Genomic DNA, 19,208 nt, shown 5'->3' on the forward strand with positions numbered 1-19,208 from the left:
AAACCCTCGATTTCGTCACGGGCAAAGGGGCGCTCACGACAGCGCAGCTGCATCATCGGTTATTACCGATGATCGACAACGATATCCTGCTGGTCACCGATGGCCATGCCGCCTATCGGGCTTTTGCGCGGGAAGCGTGCATCAGCCACCAGGCCGTCAACTTGCGCGCCGGCATCCGCGTGCAGGGAGCTGTGCACGTGCAAAACGTCAACGCCTATCACAGCCGCCTGCGGCAATGGCTACGTCCGTTTCACGGCGTGGCCACGCGCTATCTGCCGAACTACCTGGGCTGGCGTTGGATACTCGACGCGGGGCGCATCCGTTCCCCGGCAACCTTGTTGAAAGCCGCGCTGGGAGCATTCCCACATCTGACGGTGACATAGCCAATAAAAAGGGGCCGCAAGGCCCCTTGTTTTGTTACGGCGCAAAACCGCTTCATGCAGCCCGCTTAATGCAGCTTGACCTGCGGCGAGCTGCGCTTGATCAGGAAACGGCCCATGGCCATGACGGCCGTGCGCACGCTGCCCAGCACGGCGTTGTGGTGCATCAAATGCAGGCTGACATACATCATGCGCGCGACAAAGCCTTCGACGAACCAGCTCAGGCCCTTCAGGGAACCCATCAGGGTGCCGACCGAGGTGGTGCGGCCAAACGAGACGAGCGAACCGTAGTCCAGGTATTCGTACGGCTTGGTTTGCGGCGGCTTGCCCTTCGCTTGCAGCAGGAACGTTTTCAGCAGGTAATCGGCTTGCTGGTGGGCAGCCTGGGCGCGCGGCGGCACCAGCTTGCCGTCGGGCCCCGTACAGGCGGCGCAGTCGCCCAGCGCGAAAATATTCGCATGGCCCTGCACATTGAGCATGCCCGTCACTTCCAGCTGGCCGGCGCGGTTGGTGGGCAGGCCCAACGTGGCGAGGAATTCCGGCGCGCGGATGCCGGCGGCCCACACGCAGATGTCGGCCGCATAACTGGTGCCGCTGGCAACCGTCACCTTGTCGGCTTCGATCGTGGTGACGCGCGTATTGGTCACCACCGTGATGCCATGCTGGTGCAGCAGTTTCGAGGCGGCGATGGAGACGCGCTCGGGCAGCGGCGCCAAGATGCGCGGCGCCCCTTCGAGCAGGGTGATGCGCACATCCTTGATGGCGTTGAGATTCTGGAAACCATACGCGGCATACACGCCGCTCGCTTCGCGCAATTCGGCCGCCAGTTCCACGCCCGTGGCGCCGCCGCCGATGATGACGATGTCAACGCCGGGATGGCCCGCGTCGCCCTGGCGCTGTTCGGCCATGGCCAGCAGTTTCAGCAGGGTCAAACGGAAACGTTCGGCGTCTTCCGTGGCATTCAGGGAAATCGTGTTTTCCTGGGCGCCGGGTACGCCGAAGTAATTCGAGGTGCTGCCCACGGCCAGCACCAGCTGGTCGTAGCTGACCTGGCGCTGCGGCAAGAGCTGCTCATCCTTGTCCGTGGCGATGGCACCCACGGTGAGGCTGCTCGACGCTGCGTCGAGCCCGATCAAAGGACCATAGACATAGGTAAAACCATTGTCATGCGCCAGCATCTGGTACGACAGGCCCTCTTGATGAATGTCCAGGGTGCCGGCCGCCACTTCATGCAGTGATGGCTTCCAGATATGGTACAGGCGGCTGTCGACCAGGGTGACCTGGCCTGGGCCGAGCTTGCGGCTGAGTTTGCAAGCCAGCTCCAGGCCGCCTGCACCTCCCCCTACGATTACGATTTTACTGTGCAAAGATCCTCCTGCTTGCGTGTTTAATCCCGGTGCCCGTTGCCGTTGCCGTTGCCATTGCCGCGACCATTGCCATGGCCTTTGCCTGGATGGTCATCATGTTTGTCGCGCTTGTCATAGTGCTTGTCATGTCTGTCGTCATGACGGTCGCGGTCGCGGTAATCGGGACGGCCATGGTCGCCATGCTGCTGGCGGTAGCGGGGCACATATTGGTTGTTATACCAACCATCTTGGACGAAATATACCTCTTGGTTACAGGCATTATACTTGCGGCAGTGCTTGGACCAGTGTTTGGCATGGCCGGGCGGTACGCGCAGGTAGATCGGGGCGGCCGAATAATATTGCGGGCGCTGCACGATGACGGGCTGGGCGTAGATCAATTGCGGCGCGGGATAGTCGCCTATGTCGATGCGGCCGTAAAAGCCTGGCTGGCCGACGGTGACGGAAACCTGGGCAACGGCGGCGGTACCTGCCGACAGCAGGACGGCGGCGAGAATGAGGGTTTTCATGAGGACACTCCTTTTATCAGTTATGCCGCAATTGTAGACCTTGCGCAAGCAACCGTTTGTTCGCAAGGACACATAAGGAATCCCGTCGCAATCTCACCACAGTGTGCCCAGCGGCACCACCAAGCCGCTGAACAGCGACCAGTCCGGCGACGCCGCCGTCAAGCCGCGCGCCATGCCGATATCGATGGCCAACCGCGGCGTGGGGCTGTAGGTGGCGGCCAGCAGCAGCTGCGCCGTGGCTGGCGCGCCGCGCAAACGCGTGCCCGACACTTCCGCCGTGGCGCCCCAGCGGTCGCTGACGGGCGTGGAAAAGGAGGCCGCCCAGCCCGTTTGCACCCTGCCCGTGCCAGGGTCGGAAGCCCCCAGGCGCGTGGCGTTCAGGTTGGCATCCATGTGCACGGCGCCCAGATCGCGGCTGAAAATACCGTTCAACGAGACATCGCTCTTGCCGCTGCCGATGCTGTCCTTGGCAGTGGGCAACTTCCAGCCCAGTTCCAGGCCCAGCGCCGTGGCACTGTCGAGCAAAAAGGCGCGTTTGAGCACGACCGTCGTGTCGCCCACGCCCGTCTCGCGCCGGCCCGTGCCGTCGCGCGCGCGCACGAAACCCTCGCCTTCGAGCAGCACGCCCCATTCGGGCGTGAACGCCAGCTTGAACGTGTACGGCAAGCTGGCGCGGCGCGTGTCGTCCATTTTCGACAGCAGACCGCCCGCCTCGAATTCCAGCTGGCCCGGCACGGGCAGCTGGGCGGGACTGGCCACCGATGGACGATAAGGCAGGACGGGCTCGCCCTCCTGCGCCTGCGCCAGGGGCGCCAACGACAGCAGCAACAGGGAAAAACTCAAGGAGGACAGGAAAGAAGATGGCATGGGGGACCCTGAAGTGGCAAACGCGCAATAGCGACAGCCTACCACCGCCGCGCCGATTGCGCCCGAGCCGGCCGCTGTCAGGCCAGGCGCCGCACTTCCTGTCTGGCGGCCGGCACTGGCCGGCGCAGCGGCGTGACATTGCTGGCCGCCGCCACGGCGATGCCTTCGGCCTGCGCATGCAGGCGGAACACGCCCACCAGCTCGGTCAGGGTCTGCGCCTGGTCCTGCAGTGATTCAGCGGCGGCCGCCGCCTCTTCCACCAGGGCCGCATTCTGCTGCGTCACCTGGTCCATCTGCAGCACGGCCTGGTTGACTTGCTCGATGCCGGCGCTTTGCTCGGCGCTGGCGGCCGTGATTTCCTGCATGATGTCAGCCACCTGGCGCACGCTGGTCACCACTTCATCCATCGTCTTGCCTGCGTCATGCACGAGTCTGGAACCGATTTCCACCTGCTCAACGGAGTCGCCGATCAAGGTCTTGATTTCCTTGGCGGCACTGGCAGAGCGTTGCGCCAGGTTGCGCACTTCCGCCGCGACGACGGCGAAACCGCGCCCCTCCTCGCCCGCCCTGGCCGCTTCCACGGCCGCGTTCAAGGCCAGGATATTCGTCTGGAAAGCGATGCTGTCGATGACACTGATGATGTCGACGATCTTGCGCGAAGACGCATTGATCGATTCCATCGTCTGCACCACCTGCCCCACCACGGCGCCCCCCTTGCCGGCCACGTCGGACGCGGCGCCGGCCAGCGCATTGGCCTGGCGCGCATTGTCCGCGTTCTGCCGCACGGCCGAGGTCAGCTGCTCCATCGATGATGCCGTTTCTTCCAGCGAACTGGCCTGCTCTTCCGTGCGCGACGACAAGTCGAGGTTGCCCTGGGCGATTTCGCTCGAAGCTGTGTTGATGGTGTCCGTACCCGAGCGCACCTGGCTGACGATGCCCACCAGCTTGTCGCGCATGGCTTTCATGGCGAACAGCAGGCTGGCATTGTCATGGCTGGCCGTGCGGATATCGATGGTGAGATTGCCCTCGGCGATGGCGCCGGCGATCCTGACGGCATACGCCGGTTCGCCGCCGAGCTGGCGCGTCAGTCCGCGCGTGATCAGCGCCCCCAGCGCCAGGCCGGCCGCCATGCTGCCCAGCACCAGCGCGATCATGAAGCTGCGGCTGGCCTGGTACACGCCCGAGGCCTGCTCGGAAGCCGCCTTGGCGCGCTCTTCCTTCTGCAGCGAGAGTTTATCCAGCATACCGTCGAGTTCATCGGCATGCTGGCGCGTCTTGTTGAGCAGTACGACCAGTTGCGCGCTGCGCTGGGCCAGCGGCTCGGCCGCCGCCAGCGCCAGGGCCTGCTGCATGGTGGCAATGTACTCCGCTTCGACAGCGGCGAAGCGGGCAAACAATTCCTTGGCGGCTGGCGTGACGAACAGCGGCTGGGCCTTGGCCAGATAGCTTTTATTTAACTCCAGGAATTTGCCGATGTCAGCCTGGCGCGTGGCGCGCTCCTCGGCGGTAGTGGCCAGCAAGAAATTGCTGCGCGCGCGGCCCACCTTGATCAAGGCGATATTCGCCTCCTTGATGTACGACAGCCCCAGCAATTCATGGTTGTACATCTGCCCCGCCATGGTATCGATCTTGCCCATGTTGAAGATGCCGATGCCGGCCACGATGGCCCCCATCAGCGCGACGCAAAAGAAGGCAGCGAGCAGGCGCGTCCCCACTTTCATTTTACTCAACATGTTTCCCCCCAGACAAGACGGTAGCCAATAATTTAAGCGTATGCCTTGAATATAAGGAAAAAACAGTCACTAAAATGCTCGGATTGTCACTAACCAACAATTCCTTGATACAAAGCAACATGTCCCGGGACTTGCCATGCTAGCAAATCCCGGGAGAGCGTCAATGGCCGCTGTGTCCGCCTGGCTTGCGCACCGTCATTTCCACGCCGCTTTTTGCCGCCGGCTTGCCCGCGCCCTGGCCCCGCACGGGTTCCGGCAAGGCGCCCGTCCATTCATAGGCCACGCTGCCGGCCGGGTGCTGGTACCAGCCCGGGTCGCTGTAATCGCCCGGTTTCTGATCCTTGCGCACCTTGACCGTGGTAAACATGCCACCCATGCCAACGGCGCCGAACGGGCCGTCGCCCGCCATCATCGGCAAGGTATTGTCGGGGATCGGCATCTGCATCTCGCCCATGTCGGCCATGCCCCGTTCGCCCATCACCATGTAGCCGGGCACGAGCTGGTTGATTTTCGCCGCCACGCCCTGGTGGTCGACGCCGATCATGGTGGGCACGTCGTGTCCCATGGCATTCATCGTGTGGTGCGATTTGTGGCAGTGGAAAGCCCAGTCGCCGAGGTCCGTGGCGGTAAACTCCACGGCGCGCATCTGCCCCACGGCGATATCGGTCGTCACCTCGGGCCAGCGCGATTCGGGACGCGTCCAGCCGCCATCCGTGCCCGTCACCTCGAATTCATGGCCGTGCATGTGGATCGGGTGGTTCGTCATGGTCAGATTGCCCACGCGCACGCGCACCTTGTCGCCCTGGCGCACGACCATGGGGGCTATGCCGGGGAAGACGCGGCTGTTGAACGTGAACAGATTAAAATCCGTCATGGTCATGATCTTCGGCGTATAGCTGCCAGGATCGATGTCGTAATTGCTGAGCAGGAAGACGAAATCGCGGTCCACCTTCATGACATTCGGGTCTTTCGGGTGCGTCACCCAGAAACCCATCATGCCCATGGCCATCTGCGTCATTTCATCGGCATGCGGGTGGTACATGAAGGTACCGGGCCGCCTGGCAACAAATTCATAGACGAAGGTCTTGCCGGGAGGAATACCCGGCTGGGTCAGGCCCGTGACGCCATCCATGCCGTTGGGCAAGCGCTGGCCATGCCAGTGCACGCTCGTGTGTTCCGGCAATTTATTAGTGACGAAGATGCGCACGCGGTCGCCCTCCACCACTTCGATGGTAGGCCCTGGTGACTGGCCGTTATAGCCCCACAGGTTCGCTTGCATGCCGGGCGCCAGTTCGCGCACGACGGGTTCGGCCACCAGATGAAATTCCTTGACGTTGTTGTTCATGCGCCAGGGCAAGGACCAGCCATTCAGGGTGACGACGGGGTTGTACGGCCGTCCGTTCGGCGGCGGTGGCGGCGCTTTCGTGTCGGCGCCAGCCATGCTGACGGCTTCCGGCAGGGACGCCGCACCGACGCGGCTCACCGCTGCCGCACTCAGGGCGACGGCGCCCGCGTTCATGAAAAAATTTCTACGTGTAATCATCATTATTCCTTGTTGGCTGGGCCGCTGCCATTGATGGCGCCTTGCAGTTCGGTTTGCGCGATCCAGAAATCGCGCTGGGTTTCGATGGCGCTGTTCACGCTGGCGACTTGCTCGCGCGCATCGGCCAGCAGTTCGAACACGCTGGCCAGCATGCCGTTGTAACGCAGCAATACTTCATGCGAGATCGTCTTGCGCAGCGGCACGACTTCATCGCGGTAGTGACGCGCCAGGTCGTAGGCCGTGCGGTAGCTCGAATACGCTTCGCGCACTTCCGAGCGGGCCTTGACAGCCGTGCCCGCCGTGCGCTGCAGCGACTGTTCGTACAGCGCTTGCGCCCTGGCGTTGCGCGCCGTGCCCCAGTCGAACAGCGGCAGTTCCAGCGATACCTCGTAGCCGTTTTCGCGCGGCGCCTCGCTCGTGCTCTTGTTGGTATAAGCCACGTCGAGCACATTGATGACACCCGTGACCTTGGACAGGCCCAGTGCGCTGGCCGTGGCATGGGCGTCAAGTTTGCTCATCTGCACGTCGAGGCGCTGCTCCATCGCCTGCGCCTCGATATCGCCCGCCTCGGCCGCATGGGCCGGCAAGTCAGGCAGGCGCGACGGCAAGGTAAACGCCGTCTGCTTGCCCCACAGGCCCAGCAGGCGCGTCAGGTGTTCGCGCGTCACCAATGCCTGGTGGCGGGCGCGGGCCAGGTCGCCGGCGGCGTCCGCATAAAACACTTGCTGGCGCGCCTGGTCGAGGCGGCTCCAGTTGCCCGCCTGCCGCAGGCGCGTGGCCAGTTCCGCGCCCGCCTCGGCCGACAGCAACGCCCGCTGCATGAACGCTTCCGTCTGCACGGCGGCCACGGCATTGAAGTAGGCGCGGCGCGTATCAAGCGCCAGCTGCACGGCGCTGCTGGCGGCCTGCAGCTTGGCTTGCTCGAAACGGCCCCGCTCGATGTTCACGCGCATGGGCATGGTCAGCAGGCCGGCCAGGTCGAAGCTGACGCCACGGTCGATTTCATTGCCGTGGCTGCCATGCGAGCGGCCGAACGACAGGCCCGGGTTGCGCAAGCGCCCCGCTTGCACCAGGTCCGCCTCGGACGCGCCCAGTTCGGCCAGCGCCGCTTTCATGCCGTGGTTGTTCATCAGGGCGATACGCACGGCGCTGTCGGCGTCCAGGGGCTGGGCCAGCAAAGAGGCCAGCTTTTCCTCGCCGCCCTTCTCCGTCAATGCCGCGGGGGCGCCCGTGCGGGCGTCGGCCAGCGCGGACACGGCCTGCATGCCGCCATCGGGGCTGAAGCTGGTGCAGCCGCTGAGCAGCAAAACGGCCGCCAGGGCCAGCGGCGTGAGGCAAGTTGATTTTGTAAAAGGTGCCATCTCAGTGTCCCTCATGCTGGTGTTGCGGGGCGGGCTGGGCGGCAGGCTTGGGACCGGGCTTCTCCATCGGCATTTTGTGGCCTTCCATCTTGTGGCCGTCCATCTTCATCATGCCCATGTGACCGCCTGCCTTGCCGACTTTCTCGTTGAGGGCGCGCCAGGCCTGGTCGGGCGTGGCGTCGTCCTCGGCGGCGGCACGGTAGCCGGCGAAGGCGGAGCGATAGGTGGGGGCCGGCACGGGCGCTTGCGCCTCTTGCGGGACGGATGGGGGCCGGGATTGCGCGGCGGCGGCCAGCGGCAGCGAGGCAAGCGCAACGCCGGCGGCCAGCACGAGGCTGAATAATTGCTTCATGGTATTCCTTGAATGACAGGGTATGGCGCGGCGGGCGCGCGACGGGAACGCTGGCGTGGCCGGTACGACGTGCAGGGACGTGCGACGGCGGCACCGCCAGGTTCAACGGGCGGTCAGGCGGAGCGCGTGCTTCTCGGGGGACGTTCAGGGCCGGAGGGGATATGCCCGGCGAACAGGGAATCGGGTGCCAGCGCCGGAGGCGGCGCGCGCAGGGTCAAGGCGTGCACGGCAGGCATGCCGGGCGGCGCCGTGGCGCCCACCGTGCAGGCGCCATGGTTGCCGCAATCGTGGCCAGGGTGGCCCGCGCCGCCGTCGTCCATGGCCATGTGCAGCGGCTGGTGCTGCATCTGCATGTCGGCCATGTCATGGCACTGGGGCGCCTGCGTTGCTGCAGCGGCGATAGTGACCATTGCCGCCCGCTCGTCCACGCAGCAGCTGCGCATGGCCGACGCAAAGCCCTGCAAGGGCAAGGTGACGGCCAGCAGCCAGAGCAGCGAGCGGGCAAGTGAGCGGAAAAAGGCGCGGTTCATGGCAGGACTATAAACCTTCCCACGCAAGGAAGGTCAAGTCCCTATTTTTCTCCCGCCGCCGTGCGTCAGCCAGATGACATAGGCGCCGTAGTAGCCCTGCCCTTCCAAGATGACCTGCCCATCGGCAAAATAGATTTTCTCCACTTGATTGACGGTAAAATACGCGCGGCCATCGGCCGCCTCCACGTCGCCCAAACAACGGGCGCGGGGCCGGCAGTAGCCGCTGGCGCGCCCGATGGCCCACATCAGGTCGCCGATCATGAAGTCGTAAATCATTTCGGCCAGCAGCGGCCGGTGGCCCGCCAGCATGGCCGTGATGTCGGGATAGCCGGCCTGCATAAGCTCGGGCAAGTCGCTTTCCTCGTACTGCAGGTCGTCTTCGCGGCAATCCTGCACGAAACTGTTGAACGGTTCGTCGAGCAGTCCCGCCAGCGCCGCTTCCGGCACGCTCAGGCGGAACGGGTGCAGCGGCAGCACGCTGTGCTGACCGTAATTGAGTTCGCGACAGTCGAGCAAGGCCAGCGGGTGGGGCTGATCACCGACCTCGCAGCGGATGCCAAGTTCTTGCTCAAACGTCATCAATATTCACCGTCGCCATACCCGTTCCCCGTTGTACACCATCAGGGCCCCATGGTAAGCGCTGGCGGGCAAACAGGACAGGCTCAGATGCAACAGAAAACAACGGATCAGATCATGCCGCGCGGCACGCCTGTCAGGCCGGTTCCGTGATGCCCACGCAATTGCGCCCGTTTTCCTTGGCCACGTACAGGGCCGCGTCGGCGGCCAGCAGCACGGCGTCCGTGCTGCGCTCGCCGTGCGACGACGAGACCACGCCCAGCGAGACCGTGATGGCGCCCGCGCCGGGAATCACGGCGGCGGCCACCTTGGCGCGCAGGCGCTCGGCCACTTGCATGGCCACGTCCAGGTCGGCATCGGGCAGCAGCATGATGAATTCGTCGCCGCCATTGCGGCACAGCACGTCGGCATCGCGCGAACAGGCGCGCATCAGCTGCGCCAGGCGCAGGATCACTTCATCGCCGATGGCATGGCCCCAGCGGTCATTGACTTGCTTGAAATGGTCGATATCGATGGCGATGACGGAAAACGGCCGCGCCTGCGCCTGCCAGACGTCGAGCGCCGCCGCCATGCCGCGCCGGTTCGCCAGGCCCGTCAGCGGGTCCGTCTCCACGTCGGTCTTTAACTTGCCTATCCTGTTCTGCAACAACGCCAGGCCCTTCAGCAAGGCTTTCTTGATCTGCGCCGCCTCCACATACCAGGCACGGATGGACGCGATGTGCTCGCTCGTACCGGGCACATCCATGCGCCGCGCCCCCTCGGCCAGTTGCATCAGGGGCCGCGAAATCAGGCTGGCCAGCCACCAGATGAATGGCAGGCTCAGCAAGGCGATCGGCAGGGAATGCCAGATTGTATTGGCCATCAGCTGGTTCAGCGGCGCCAGGGTCATGGCCGTGGGACGCTGTGCCACGATGCCCCAGCCCGTCGACGGCATGACGGCGTAGCCGGCCAGCATGTCCACGCCCAGGCTGTTATGCATGCGCCGGTTGCCGCCGCCCCGCTGCGTGATGATGGTGTCGATGACGTCATTGCTGCCGGCCACATGGCCCAGGCGCTCGGGGTCCGGGTGGTACAGCAGGCGCCGGTTCTGGTCGACCACGTACAGGTAAGAGCCGTCGCGGTAGTAATGCTGGCCCAGCATGGTGTACAGGATGTTTTTCTGTTTCAGGTAAATGCTGCCGCCCACATAACCGAGGTAGCGCCCATCCTTGCCGACGATGGGATGCGAAATGAAGACCACCAGGTTGCCGACCGAGGAAACATACGGCTGCGTCACCAGCGGGCGCCGTTCGCGCAGCGCCTGGATGGCGCCGGCCGAATCGAGCGTGCGGTTTTTCAGGGCCAGGGTTTCCGGCGACACGCCCAGCACCTTGCCCTGGGCATCGACGATGAGCACGGAATTGAAGCTGTTCGTTTGCAGCCGCAGGCGCTGCGCCTCGTCCGTCAGCCAGGCATCGTCGCCCATGCGCGATGGCAGGCTGCCGGCACTGTAGGCCAGCTGCTGGCGCGCCGACTGCAGGAAATCCTCGGCCGTGCTGGCCAGCTTGCTCGCGTAGGCGTGGTTCGCTTCCAGGGTGGTATCGATCAACAGCTGGCGCTGCACGCTGTAGCTGGCATAAAAGGTGTTGGCCAGGGACACCAGGGCGCTGGCAAAGGCCACGAGCACGATCAAACGGCGCAAGTTCATGCGCGGAACAGGTTTAGTCCACATGGAGTCGGCAGGAAATTGGAAAGTATTGCGCTACAGAAAGGGCGCATTATACCGAGACACCCGTGCCAATATTGAAATCCTGGCATCTATGGTCAAAGAATGTGAACAAGCGGCAACGCTGAGCGCCGCCGCCTTGACTTGCATCAAGCGTGAATCGCGTGCTTGCGGACCCAGCCCACGTAGCGCTGCATCCAGCCCTGGAAGAAACCGAGGCTGGCCGGACCGATGCCACCGTGCTCGTCAAACAGGCCGTCCTTGGCTTGGATAAACATTTCTGGCTGTCCCAGCAGCGGCACGTCCAGGTAAGCGAGCACATTGCGCAAATGCTGTTGCGCCAGGGCCGTACCGGTGGCGCCCACGGACACGCCCAGCACGGCGCCCGGCTTGCCGCCCCACACGCTCTGTCCATACGGACGCGAACCGTGGTCGAGGGCGTTTTTCAGCACGCCGGGGATAGAGCGGTTGTATTCGGGAGTGAGGAAGAGCAAGGCTTGCGAGGCGGAAATGTCGGATTTGAGGCGCAGCACCTGCTCGGCCTGCGCGCCATCGTCGTCTTGGTTGTACAGTGGCAAGTCGCCGATTTCAATGTGCTTGAAGGAAAACTCGGGCGGCGCCAGCTTGATGATGGCGTCGGCCAGCTTGCGGTTGAAGGAATCCTTGCGCAGGCTGCCGACGATGATTGCGACTTGATATTGGCTCATATAAATCCCCGATGATGGTTAAAAAAAAGCCCTGAGGTGCGATGCACGTCAGGGCTATCTTGCCACACAATCATCGGTTTCGCGCTGCTTAGCGTGCTCCGGCCAATCCCCGGTATTCGCGATAGTAGCGTCCGCCCAGGTTCGTCAATACCTCGTAGCCGATGGTATTGGCCATGGCCGCCACGGCGTCGACCGGGTGTTCGGCGCAGATCAGGTCGACCAGGCTGCCCGGCGCGACGCGTTCCTCGGCGATGGCGCTCACGTCCAGGGTGATGGAATCCATCGAGATGGCGCCGATCTGCGGCACTTTCACGCCATCGACGATGGCCAGGCCCTGATTGCTCATGCTGCGCAGCCAGCCATCGGCGTAGCCGACGGACACCGTGGCCACCTGGCGCGGCGCGCTGGCCGTGTAGCGGCGGCTGTAGCCCACGTGGTCGCCGGCGGCGATCGTGCGCGTCTGCAAGACCTTGCCTTGCAGACGCACCACGGAGCGCAGCGGATTCGGCTCGCCGCCCTGCGGCCCGATGCCGTACAGGGCCGCGCCGGGGCGCACCAGGTCGAAGTGGTAATCGGGCGACAGAAAGATGCCCGAGGAATTGGCCAGGCTGGCGCGGTAGTGCGGCAAACGGGCGCGGATGGCGATGAAACGGGCCAGCTGCTCGCCATTCATCGGGTTGGCGCGCTCGTCGGCGCAAGCCAGGTGGCTCATGACATAGCGCACATTGATGCCGTCGAGAAAGTGCGGATCCAGCAGCCAGGCGTCGATTTCCCGCGGCGACAAGCCCATGCGCGACATGCCCGTGTCCACCTGCACGATGGCGTCCAGGGCGGTGCCCAGCGCTGCTGCGTGCGCGCGCCAGCCCGCCACCTGGGGCTCGCTGTTGAGCACGGGCGTCAGGCCGTGGGCCGTGAACTCGCCTTCCGTGCCGACGGGCGGGCCGTGCAGCACGAAGATGGCCGCGTCCGGCGCCACGTGCGGGCGCAGGCTGATGCCCTCTTCCAGATGGGCCACGAAGAAATGGCGGCAGCCTTCTTCATACAGGGCCGCGCCCACCTGCGCGGCGCCGAGGCCGTACGCGTCGGACTTCACGACGGCCGAGCAGGCGGCCGGGTGCGCCTTGTCGCGCAGCAAGCGGTAGTTGGCGCGCACGGCATCGAGGTCCACCGTCAGGATGGCGCCGCTACGTTCTTTCGGAGGCATGCTGGCCCCCATCTCAAGCCACCGCGTGTTGCAGTTTGCCATTGCCCTGCGCGCCGCTGTAGCGGCTGACGGACAGGTCGTCGGCCAGAATCGCCGGCTTTTTCGACGACATCAGGTCGGCCAGCAATTGCGCCGAACCGCAGGACATGGTCCAGCCCAGCGTGCCGTGGCCCGTGTTGAGGAACAGGTTGCGCAGCGGCGTGCGGCCGACGATCGGCGTGCCGTCCGGCGTCATCGGGCGCAAGCCCGTCCAGAAGGTCGCCTCGCTCGTGTTGCCGCCGCCGGGGAACAGGTCGTTGACGACCATTTCCAGGGTTTCGCGGCGGCGCGGGTTCAGGTTCAGGTTGTAGCCGGCGATTTCCGCCATGCCGCCCACGCGGATGCGGTCGTCAAAACGCGTCACGGCGATCTTGTACGTTTCATCGAGGATGGTCGACACGGGCGCCTTGGCCGCGTTGACGATGGGCACGGTGATCGAATAGCCCTTCAGCGGATACACGGGAATGTCGAGCAGCGGCTTGATGAAGCCCGTCGAATAGGAGCCCAGCGCCACGACATAGGAATCGGCCTTGACGATTTCCGCGCCACATTGCACGCCGGCGATTTCATCGCCCTGCGTCAGCAATGCATCGATGGAGACGCCATAGCGGAACTTCACGCCCAGCGCCTCGGCCATTTCGGACAGGCGCGTGGTAAACAACTGGCAATCGCCCGTTTCATCGTTGGGCAGGCGCAAGCCGCCGAACAGTTTATCCTTGACCGCTTCGAGGGCCGGCTCGGCGCGCGACAGCTCGTTGCGCTGCAGCACTTCATACGGCACACCAGCGTCTTTCAACACTTCGATATCCTTGGCTGCGTCGTTGTACTGCTTTTCGGTGCGGAACAATTGCATCGTGCCTTGCTGGCGGCCTTCATACGTGATGCCGGCCTCGGCGCGCAGCACCTTGAAGCAGTCGCGGCTGTATTCGGCCAGGCGCACCATGCGCTCCTTGTTCACGGCGTAGGCTTCCGGTGTGCAATTACGCAACATCTGCCACATCCATTTGAGCTGGGCGGCGCTGCCGTCGAGCGAGATGGCCAGCGGCGCGTGGCGCTGCATCATCCACTTCACGGCTTTCAGGGGAATGCCGGGCGCGGCCCATGGCGAAGCGTAGCCGGGCGAGATTTGCCCCGCATTCGCGAAGCTGGTTTCCAGTGCCGGGCCCGGCTGGCGGTCGATGACGGTCACCTCATGTCCTGCCTTGGCCAGATAGTAAGCACTGGTGACGCCGATGACGCCGCTACCCAGAATCACGATACGCATAGTTTCCTCATTATATTTTTTTAGGCTGACGCCAGATTAACCGCTATCATATTGGGAAAGAGCCAGTATTTGTTCACGTATAAATCGAGATATTCAGCAATAAATCATGAGAATCCTTAAAGAATCGGCACGTGGCCTCGACAAGCTGGACCGCCACATCCTGCGCATCCTGCAGCAGGATGGCCGCATCTCGATGAAAGACCTGGGCGAACAGGTGGGCCTGTCGATCACGCCCTGCATCGAGCGGGTCAAGCGCATGGAGCGCGATGGCGTCATCACGGGCTACCACGCCAAGGTGAACCCGTCCGCGCTGGGCGCCAAGCTGCTCGTCTTTGTAGAGATTACGCTGAATCAAAAATCCGCGTCCGCCTTCGAGCAATTCCGCCGCGAAGTCTTGCAGATTCCCGAAGTGCAGGAATGCCACCTGGTGTCGGGCGACTTCGATTACCTGATCAAGGCGCGCATCCATGAAATGGCCGAGTACCGCAAGCTGCTGGGCGACATGCTGCTGCAGCTGCCCGGCGCCGCGCAGTCGAAAAGCTATGTGGTGATGGAAGAAATCAAGGAAACCCTGGCGCTGTCGACCGACGTATTGCAAAACCGCTAAAAGTACCGCCTGCCGGTACCGACGGCATCGCATCTTGCGCCTTTGTATAATCTTGTAGCACATTCGCGGCGAGACAAGCACACTCCTGCCATGACATCACGCCCGTCCCCTCTGAGATTGGAAGCAGTGATGCACACTGGGAGTCCATATGAACACATTGATAAAACTGGCAGCTTCCTGCCTCGCGGGCCTGGCCGTGGCCATGTGCACCGCCAGTGAATACAAGGTCAACCGCGCACCCGACAACGGCGCCATCTATCAGAACATCAAGGTGGGCAAGACCACCCGCCTCGACCTCGACGCGGCACTGGGCAACGCCACCGTCGTCAGCTTCGATCCCGGCTATGAAGTCTGGGTCTACAAGAACCAGCTGAAAACACCCGCCGTGACGCGGCTGATCCCCCTGCTGGGCGAAAAAGGCACACGCGAAGTGGCCGTCATGTTCGACCAGGCGGGCATCGTGCGCAAATTCCGCATACACGAGCCACGCAAGTAGGCCATGGGGACGCGCCAGCAGCGCTGTTCTGCGCTGGCGGCCACGCAATGCCCCGCCGCCCTCGCGCACCTGTCCATAGGCCGGCACTGGCGCAACGACGCGCCCATCGGCCACACCCCGTTCGCCTAGCGCGTGCCGGGCAGGGGCGATAGCGGACCGTCCAGCGCAAGCCGGATGCCGCCATTCAGGCCGTCAGTTCGCCGCTCTCGCCTGGCGGCCCGCCGCTGAAATCCCTGCAATGGCTGCGCACGCTGTCGGTGCCGAAGAGCAGACCGATCCCATCTGGCGCACCTTCAATGCGCTGACCGGCACGCCGCTGGCGCGCTTGCGCCATAAAGCGCTGCGACCATATTATTTAATATATTTGGCAAATTTATTTGCCACATTGCCAGCACATCTGTATCCATAAAGAAACATTTGTACGTTCATTCCCCTACTTTCTGTGAAAAAGAAGAAAAAATCGACATATCGGACGTAAAAATCTCAAATATCATTGACAAATTCATTAAATATTTGTTTAATTGGGCATATTTAATTTATTTGTTTTTTCCAGATACCGCAGCAACCGTGCCTCCGGCATCTAGCTACATCCCTCGCCTGCTTGACGGGCACGCGGCATGAACAGTCAGGAACAGTTGTGCCGGCGCGCGCCGGTCCGAGAACATGGAGAATGCAATGAACTACCCGATGATGGCCGCTGACATGGCGAAGCAAGGGATGGATGACATGGGCCTGCTAGCCGCACTGAGCAAGGTGCAAGGGCTGATGCAGTTCGACCTGCGCGGCTGCGTGAGCGACGCCAACCCTCTCGCGCTGGACGTGTTCGGCTACCAGCGCGACGAATTGCTTGGCCAGCCACATCAGCTGCTATGCACGGCCACGCGCGAGCGTCATCAGGATGAACGGCAATTCTGGAGCCTGCTGGCCGAAGGCCAGCCGCAGGCGGGCGAATTCCGCCGCGTGGACAAGCAAGGACGGGAAGTCTGGATACAGGCCCGCTATGTGCCGCTGTCGCGCGATGGCGGACAGCCCGACCATGTCATCGCGCTCATCGACGACATCACGGCCAATATGCAGTCGCGCCAGGATTTTTCCGGCAAGATCCAGGCCATCGAACGGGTACAGGCCGTGATCGAATTCGATTTGCAGGGCCGCGTGCTGCGCGCCAATGACAACTTTCTGCGTACCTTCGGCTATCAGGAACAAGAATTGCTCGGCCGCCACCACCGCATGTTTTGCACAGAGGAAGATGTGCAGGCGAGCAGCTACCGGCAATTATGGGAGGGACTGGAGCGCGGGCAATTCCAATCCGGCGAATTCCGCAGGCTGGACAAACTGGGCCGCGAAGTCTGGATACAGGCGTCCTACAACCCCATCCTGGATGTCGACGGCCGGCCGCTGAAGGTAATCAAGTTCGCCACCGACATCACGGCCGCCAAGCGCCTGCGCTCCGAAACGTCGGGCAAGATCGATGCCATCGCCCGTTCGCAGGCCGTGATCGAATTCGACATGCGCGGCAATATCCTGACGGCCAACAGCAATTTCCTGCGCGCCGTCGGCTACACGCTGGAAGAAGTGCAGGGCCAGCACCACAGCATGTTTTGCGACGATGTCCTGGTGCAGAGCGAAGGCTACCGCAACTTCTGGGCCGACCTGGGCGAAGGAAAGTTCAAGAGCGCACGTTTCCACCGCTTTGCCAAGCATGGCGCCGCCATCTGGCTGCAAGCCACGTACAATCCCATTCTCGACACCGATGGCCGCGCCTTCAAGGTCGTCAAATTCGCCATGGATATCACGCAGCAGGTCGAGCGCGAACAGACCGTCAGCAGCCGCGTCGCCGGCATCGGCGAGGCCATGCAACAGCTCGCCGGCGCCATCGACAGCATCGGCCATGGCGCCGCGCATGCGAGCACCATCGCACAGCAAACGGTACAGCATGCCCGGCAGGGGCACGTACTGCTCGGCCAATCGATCGACTCCATCCTGGAAATCCAGAAATCGTCGCAGGACGTGCAGGAAATCGTCAGCACCATCAGCGATATTGCGATCCAGACCAACCTGCTGGCCTTCAATGCGGCCGTCGAGGCCGCCCGCGCAGGCGAACATGGCCGCGGGTTCGCCATCGTCGCCGATGAAGTGCGCAAACTGGCCGAGAAATCCGGCGATGCCGCACGCAACATCGCGCGCCTGATCGACGCCACCATCAGCCGCGTCGATCAAAGCGGCACCCTGTCGGAACAAGTGCGCCTGTCCTTCGAACAGATCCGTGACTCCGTTCATAACACAACACAATCGATAGGCCAGATCGATCAGGCCACGGCTGCCCAGGTCGATTCCAGCAGGCATGTGGCGCAGCTGCTGACGGACCTGCAGGCAACCGCCGCCGCGGAGCACTGAGCATGTCTGCCCCTGCACCGGCGGCGCAGGACTACGTGCAGGTGCGCATAGGCACGCTGCAGGTAGGCATAGCCTCGTCCCATGTGCGCCAGGCGCTGCCGCTCCCCTCCGGCGTGCTGCCCATGCCGGGCGCAACAGGCGCCCTGGCAGGCGTCTTTTCACATCTGGACCAGCTGATACCCTTGATCGACTTGCGCCGTTGGCTCGACCTGCCGGCCGATGCCCCTTGTGCCTACGTGCTGCTGCTGGCAGCGGAAGGCCGCCTGGCCGGTCTGGCCGTCGACGCCGTCTCCAACGTACAAAAAATTGCCCCACAGCACATCGAACAAGTGTGCCACGACGAGGAGCCAGACCGCTTTTTCCGCTACGTCGCGCGTCCCGCCGGCGGCGCTGAACTGCTCAATTTGCTTGAGCCGCAGCGCCTGATGCTGCGGGCGCAAGCCTGGACGCGGACGGCGGGCGCACAGACGGGAATCGATGCGCGCCCCGCTCCAGAGCAGGACGGCGGCAGCGCATCGCTGGCGCTGGTCGAGCTGGCGGGACGCGTACTGGCATTGCCCGCGGCGCTGGTAGCCGAAGTCCTGCCGTGCCCGCCACTGGATACGGCGTTCGGCTGGAATGGACAACTGGCGGGGGTGGTGCGCTGGCGCGGGCGGCAAGTGTATGTGCTCAACGGTGCCGCTTTCAATGGCGCCTTGCCGGCACCGCCCGCGCCGCCACCCCTGCTGGCCGTGCTGGAACGGGACGGTCGGTGCCTGGGGCTACGCATCGACAAGACGCTGGACGTGCGCGATATCGATTGCAGCCGCATCCTGCACGGCGCAGACGGACCGTGCGCTCACGCGCTGGTGGCGGCCACGATCACGGCGCAGTCCGGCCCGCCGCACCTCGTGCTCGATGACGCAGCCCTGCTGGCGCTGTGCCCGCAAGCATCGCGCGAAACGAGTACGCAAACGCTTGCTTCGGCACAAGGCCTGCGCAGCAGCGACGCCTACATCGTCTGCGACGGGGGCGAGGAACTGGCCTTACCCATGGCCGCCATCGTCACCATCCTGGCCCCGCCCGACGACATGCAAGCCCCCTCGTGCGGCGATATCAGCGCCCCGCTTGGCAGTTGTACCTGGCAGGGACGCACACTGCCGCTGATCGCGCTGGGCCAGCAGGGTGCGCCCACGGCACGCATCGTCGTCATCGAGCACGCGGCAAGACATTTTGGATTACTGGTGCGTAATCTCGTCACCCTGGTTCCCGCCTATGCGGCGACAAAGCTGAGCTTCCGCCAGTTCGGCGGGCAGTCGCTGACGATGATTACGCTGGACTCGGCGGAAAGGCGCAGCAGCTACCGGCTACTGGACCTGGCAGAAGTGGCCGCCGCGGCTGGCCTGGCGTCCCGCGCTGCCGGCATGCCGCATGATCCTGCGCCCTGATGAGCACGATCCATCCCCTGCCCTTGCGCAAGCCCATTCCAGTGCCCGCCGACCGCAGCGGACCAGGCCGGCCTGGCGCCGCAAGCGCCACTGGCGGACACGGCGCGGCACGCTCTTGCATTACACTGGCGTTTTATGCTCTGGTGC

At 63.7% G+C, this 19,208-nt stretch carries 19 protein-coding genes; 6 read left to right on the forward strand and 13 right to left on the reverse strand.

The window, feature by feature from the left end; all coding sequences use genetic code 11:
- Positions 1-383, forward strand: a 383-nt coding sequence (locus CBW66_RS09330; RefSeq protein WP_139843048.1) for an IS1595 family transposase, incomplete at its 5' end; no start/stop codon positions are given.
- Between the two features lie 65 nt (positions 384-448).
- Here CBW66_RS09330 and CBW66_RS09335 read toward each other — a convergent pair.
- The 13 genes from CBW66_RS09335 to CBW66_RS09395 all read right to left on the reverse strand — a co-directional run bounded on the left by CBW66_RS09335 (position 449) and on the right by CBW66_RS09395 (position 14,134).
- Complete coding sequence (locus CBW66_RS09335) at positions 449-1,747, reverse strand: NAD(P)/FAD-dependent oxidoreductase (protein WP_086136542.1); 1,299 nt, start codon at positions 1,745-1,747, stop codon at positions 449-451.
- Positions 1,748-1,767: 20 nt separating this feature from the next.
- Positions 1,768-2,253, reverse strand: a complete 486-nt coding sequence (locus CBW66_RS09340) for a hypothetical protein (RefSeq protein ID WP_086136541.1) — start codon at positions 2,251-2,253, stop codon at positions 1,768-1,770.
- Between the two features lie 93 nt (positions 2,254-2,346).
- Positions 2,347-3,120, reverse strand: coding sequence for a transporter (locus tag CBW66_RS09345; RefSeq protein ID WP_230491952.1), 774 nt, complete (start codon positions 3,118-3,120; stop codon positions 2,347-2,349).
- A 77-nt stretch (positions 3,121-3,197) separates the two neighbouring features.
- A complete protein-coding gene (locus tag CBW66_RS29680; RefSeq protein ID WP_139841540.1) occupies positions 3,198-4,853 on the reverse strand; it encodes a methyl-accepting chemotaxis protein in 1,656 nt (551 codons plus the stop codon).
- Between the two features lie 160 nt (positions 4,854-5,013).
- Entirely contained in the window at positions 5,014-6,396 is a 1,383-nt protein-coding gene (locus CBW66_RS09355; protein ID WP_086136540.1) for a multicopper oxidase family protein, read from the reverse strand.
- Between the two features lie 2 nt (positions 6,397-6,398).
- Positions 6,399-7,757, reverse strand: a complete 1,359-nt coding sequence (locus CBW66_RS09360; RefSeq protein ID WP_230491953.1) for a TolC family protein — start codon at positions 7,755-7,757, stop codon at positions 6,399-6,401.
- Position 7,758: 1 nt separating this feature from the next.
- Positions 7,759-8,109: a hypothetical protein gene (locus CBW66_RS09365; RefSeq protein ID WP_086136538.1), complete on the reverse strand. Its 351-nt coding sequence runs from the start codon at positions 8,107-8,109 to the stop codon at positions 7,759-7,761.
- Between the two features lie 113 nt (positions 8,110-8,222).
- Positions 8,223-8,639, reverse strand: a complete 417-nt coding sequence (locus CBW66_RS09370; protein WP_086136537.1) for a hypothetical protein — start codon at positions 8,637-8,639, stop codon at positions 8,223-8,225.
- 33 nt (positions 8,640-8,672) lie between these two features.
- Positions 8,673-9,218, reverse strand: coding sequence for a hypothetical protein (locus tag CBW66_RS09375; protein ID WP_086136536.1), 546 nt, complete (start codon positions 9,216-9,218; stop codon positions 8,673-8,675).
- A gap of 133 nt (positions 9,219-9,351) precedes the next feature.
- Positions 9,352-10,926, reverse strand: coding sequence for a sensor domain-containing diguanylate cyclase (locus tag CBW66_RS09380; protein ID WP_086136535.1), 1,575 nt, complete (start codon positions 10,924-10,926; stop codon positions 9,352-9,354).
- Between the two features lie 143 nt (positions 10,927-11,069).
- On the reverse strand, positions 11,070-11,627 hold the full coding sequence (locus CBW66_RS09385) for an NADPH-dependent FMN reductase (protein WP_086136534.1): 558 nt from the start codon (positions 11,625-11,627) through the stop codon (positions 11,070-11,072).
- An 88-nt stretch (positions 11,628-11,715) separates the two neighbouring features.
- A complete protein-coding gene (gene alr / locus CBW66_RS09390; RefSeq protein ID WP_230491954.1) occupies positions 11,716-12,831 on the reverse strand; it encodes an alanine racemase in 1,116 nt (371 codons plus the stop codon).
- 13 nt (positions 12,832-12,844) lie between these two features.
- Positions 12,845-14,134, reverse strand: coding sequence for a D-amino acid dehydrogenase (locus CBW66_RS09395; RefSeq protein WP_086136532.1), 1,290 nt, complete (start codon positions 14,132-14,134; stop codon positions 12,845-12,847).
- A gap of 106 nt (positions 14,135-14,240) precedes the next feature.
- Here CBW66_RS09395 and CBW66_RS09400 point away from each other — a divergent pair, with 106 nt between their 5' ends.
- The 5 genes from CBW66_RS09400 (at position 14,241) to CBW66_RS09415 (ending at position 19,061) form a co-directional block, all read left to right on the forward strand.
- Positions 14,241-14,741, forward strand: a complete 501-nt coding sequence (locus CBW66_RS09400) for an Lrp/AsnC ligand binding domain-containing protein (RefSeq protein ID WP_086136531.1) — start codon at positions 14,241-14,243, stop codon at positions 14,739-14,741.
- A 148-nt stretch (positions 14,742-14,889) separates the two neighbouring features.
- Positions 14,890-15,237, forward strand: coding sequence for a hypothetical protein (locus CBW66_RS09405; RefSeq protein WP_086136530.1), 348 nt, complete (start codon positions 14,890-14,892; stop codon positions 15,235-15,237).
- Positions 15,238-15,475: 238 nt separating this feature from the next.
- A complete protein-coding gene (locus CBW66_RS28950; RefSeq protein ID WP_170932913.1) occupies positions 15,476-15,646 on the forward strand; it encodes a hypothetical protein in 171 nt (56 codons plus the stop codon).
- Positions 15,647-15,912: 266 nt separating this feature from the next.
- Positions 15,913-17,634 carry a PAS domain-containing methyl-accepting chemotaxis protein gene (locus CBW66_RS09410; RefSeq protein WP_086136529.1) on the forward strand — a complete coding sequence of 574 codons (1,722 nt, stop codon included), beginning with the start codon at positions 15,913-15,915 and terminating at the stop codon, positions 17,632-17,634.
- A gap of 2 nt (positions 17,635-17,636) precedes the next feature.
- Positions 17,637-19,061, forward strand: a complete 1,425-nt coding sequence (locus CBW66_RS09415) for a chemotaxis protein CheW (RefSeq protein ID WP_086136528.1) — start codon at positions 17,637-17,639, stop codon at positions 19,059-19,061.
- The last annotated feature ends 147 nt before the right edge of the window (positions 19,062-19,208 follow it).

The sequence above is a fragment of the Janthinobacterium sp. GW456P genome (assembly GCF_002127655.1).
Taxonomy (GTDB): Bacteria; Pseudomonadota; Gammaproteobacteria; order Burkholderiales; family Burkholderiaceae_D; genus Janthinobacterium.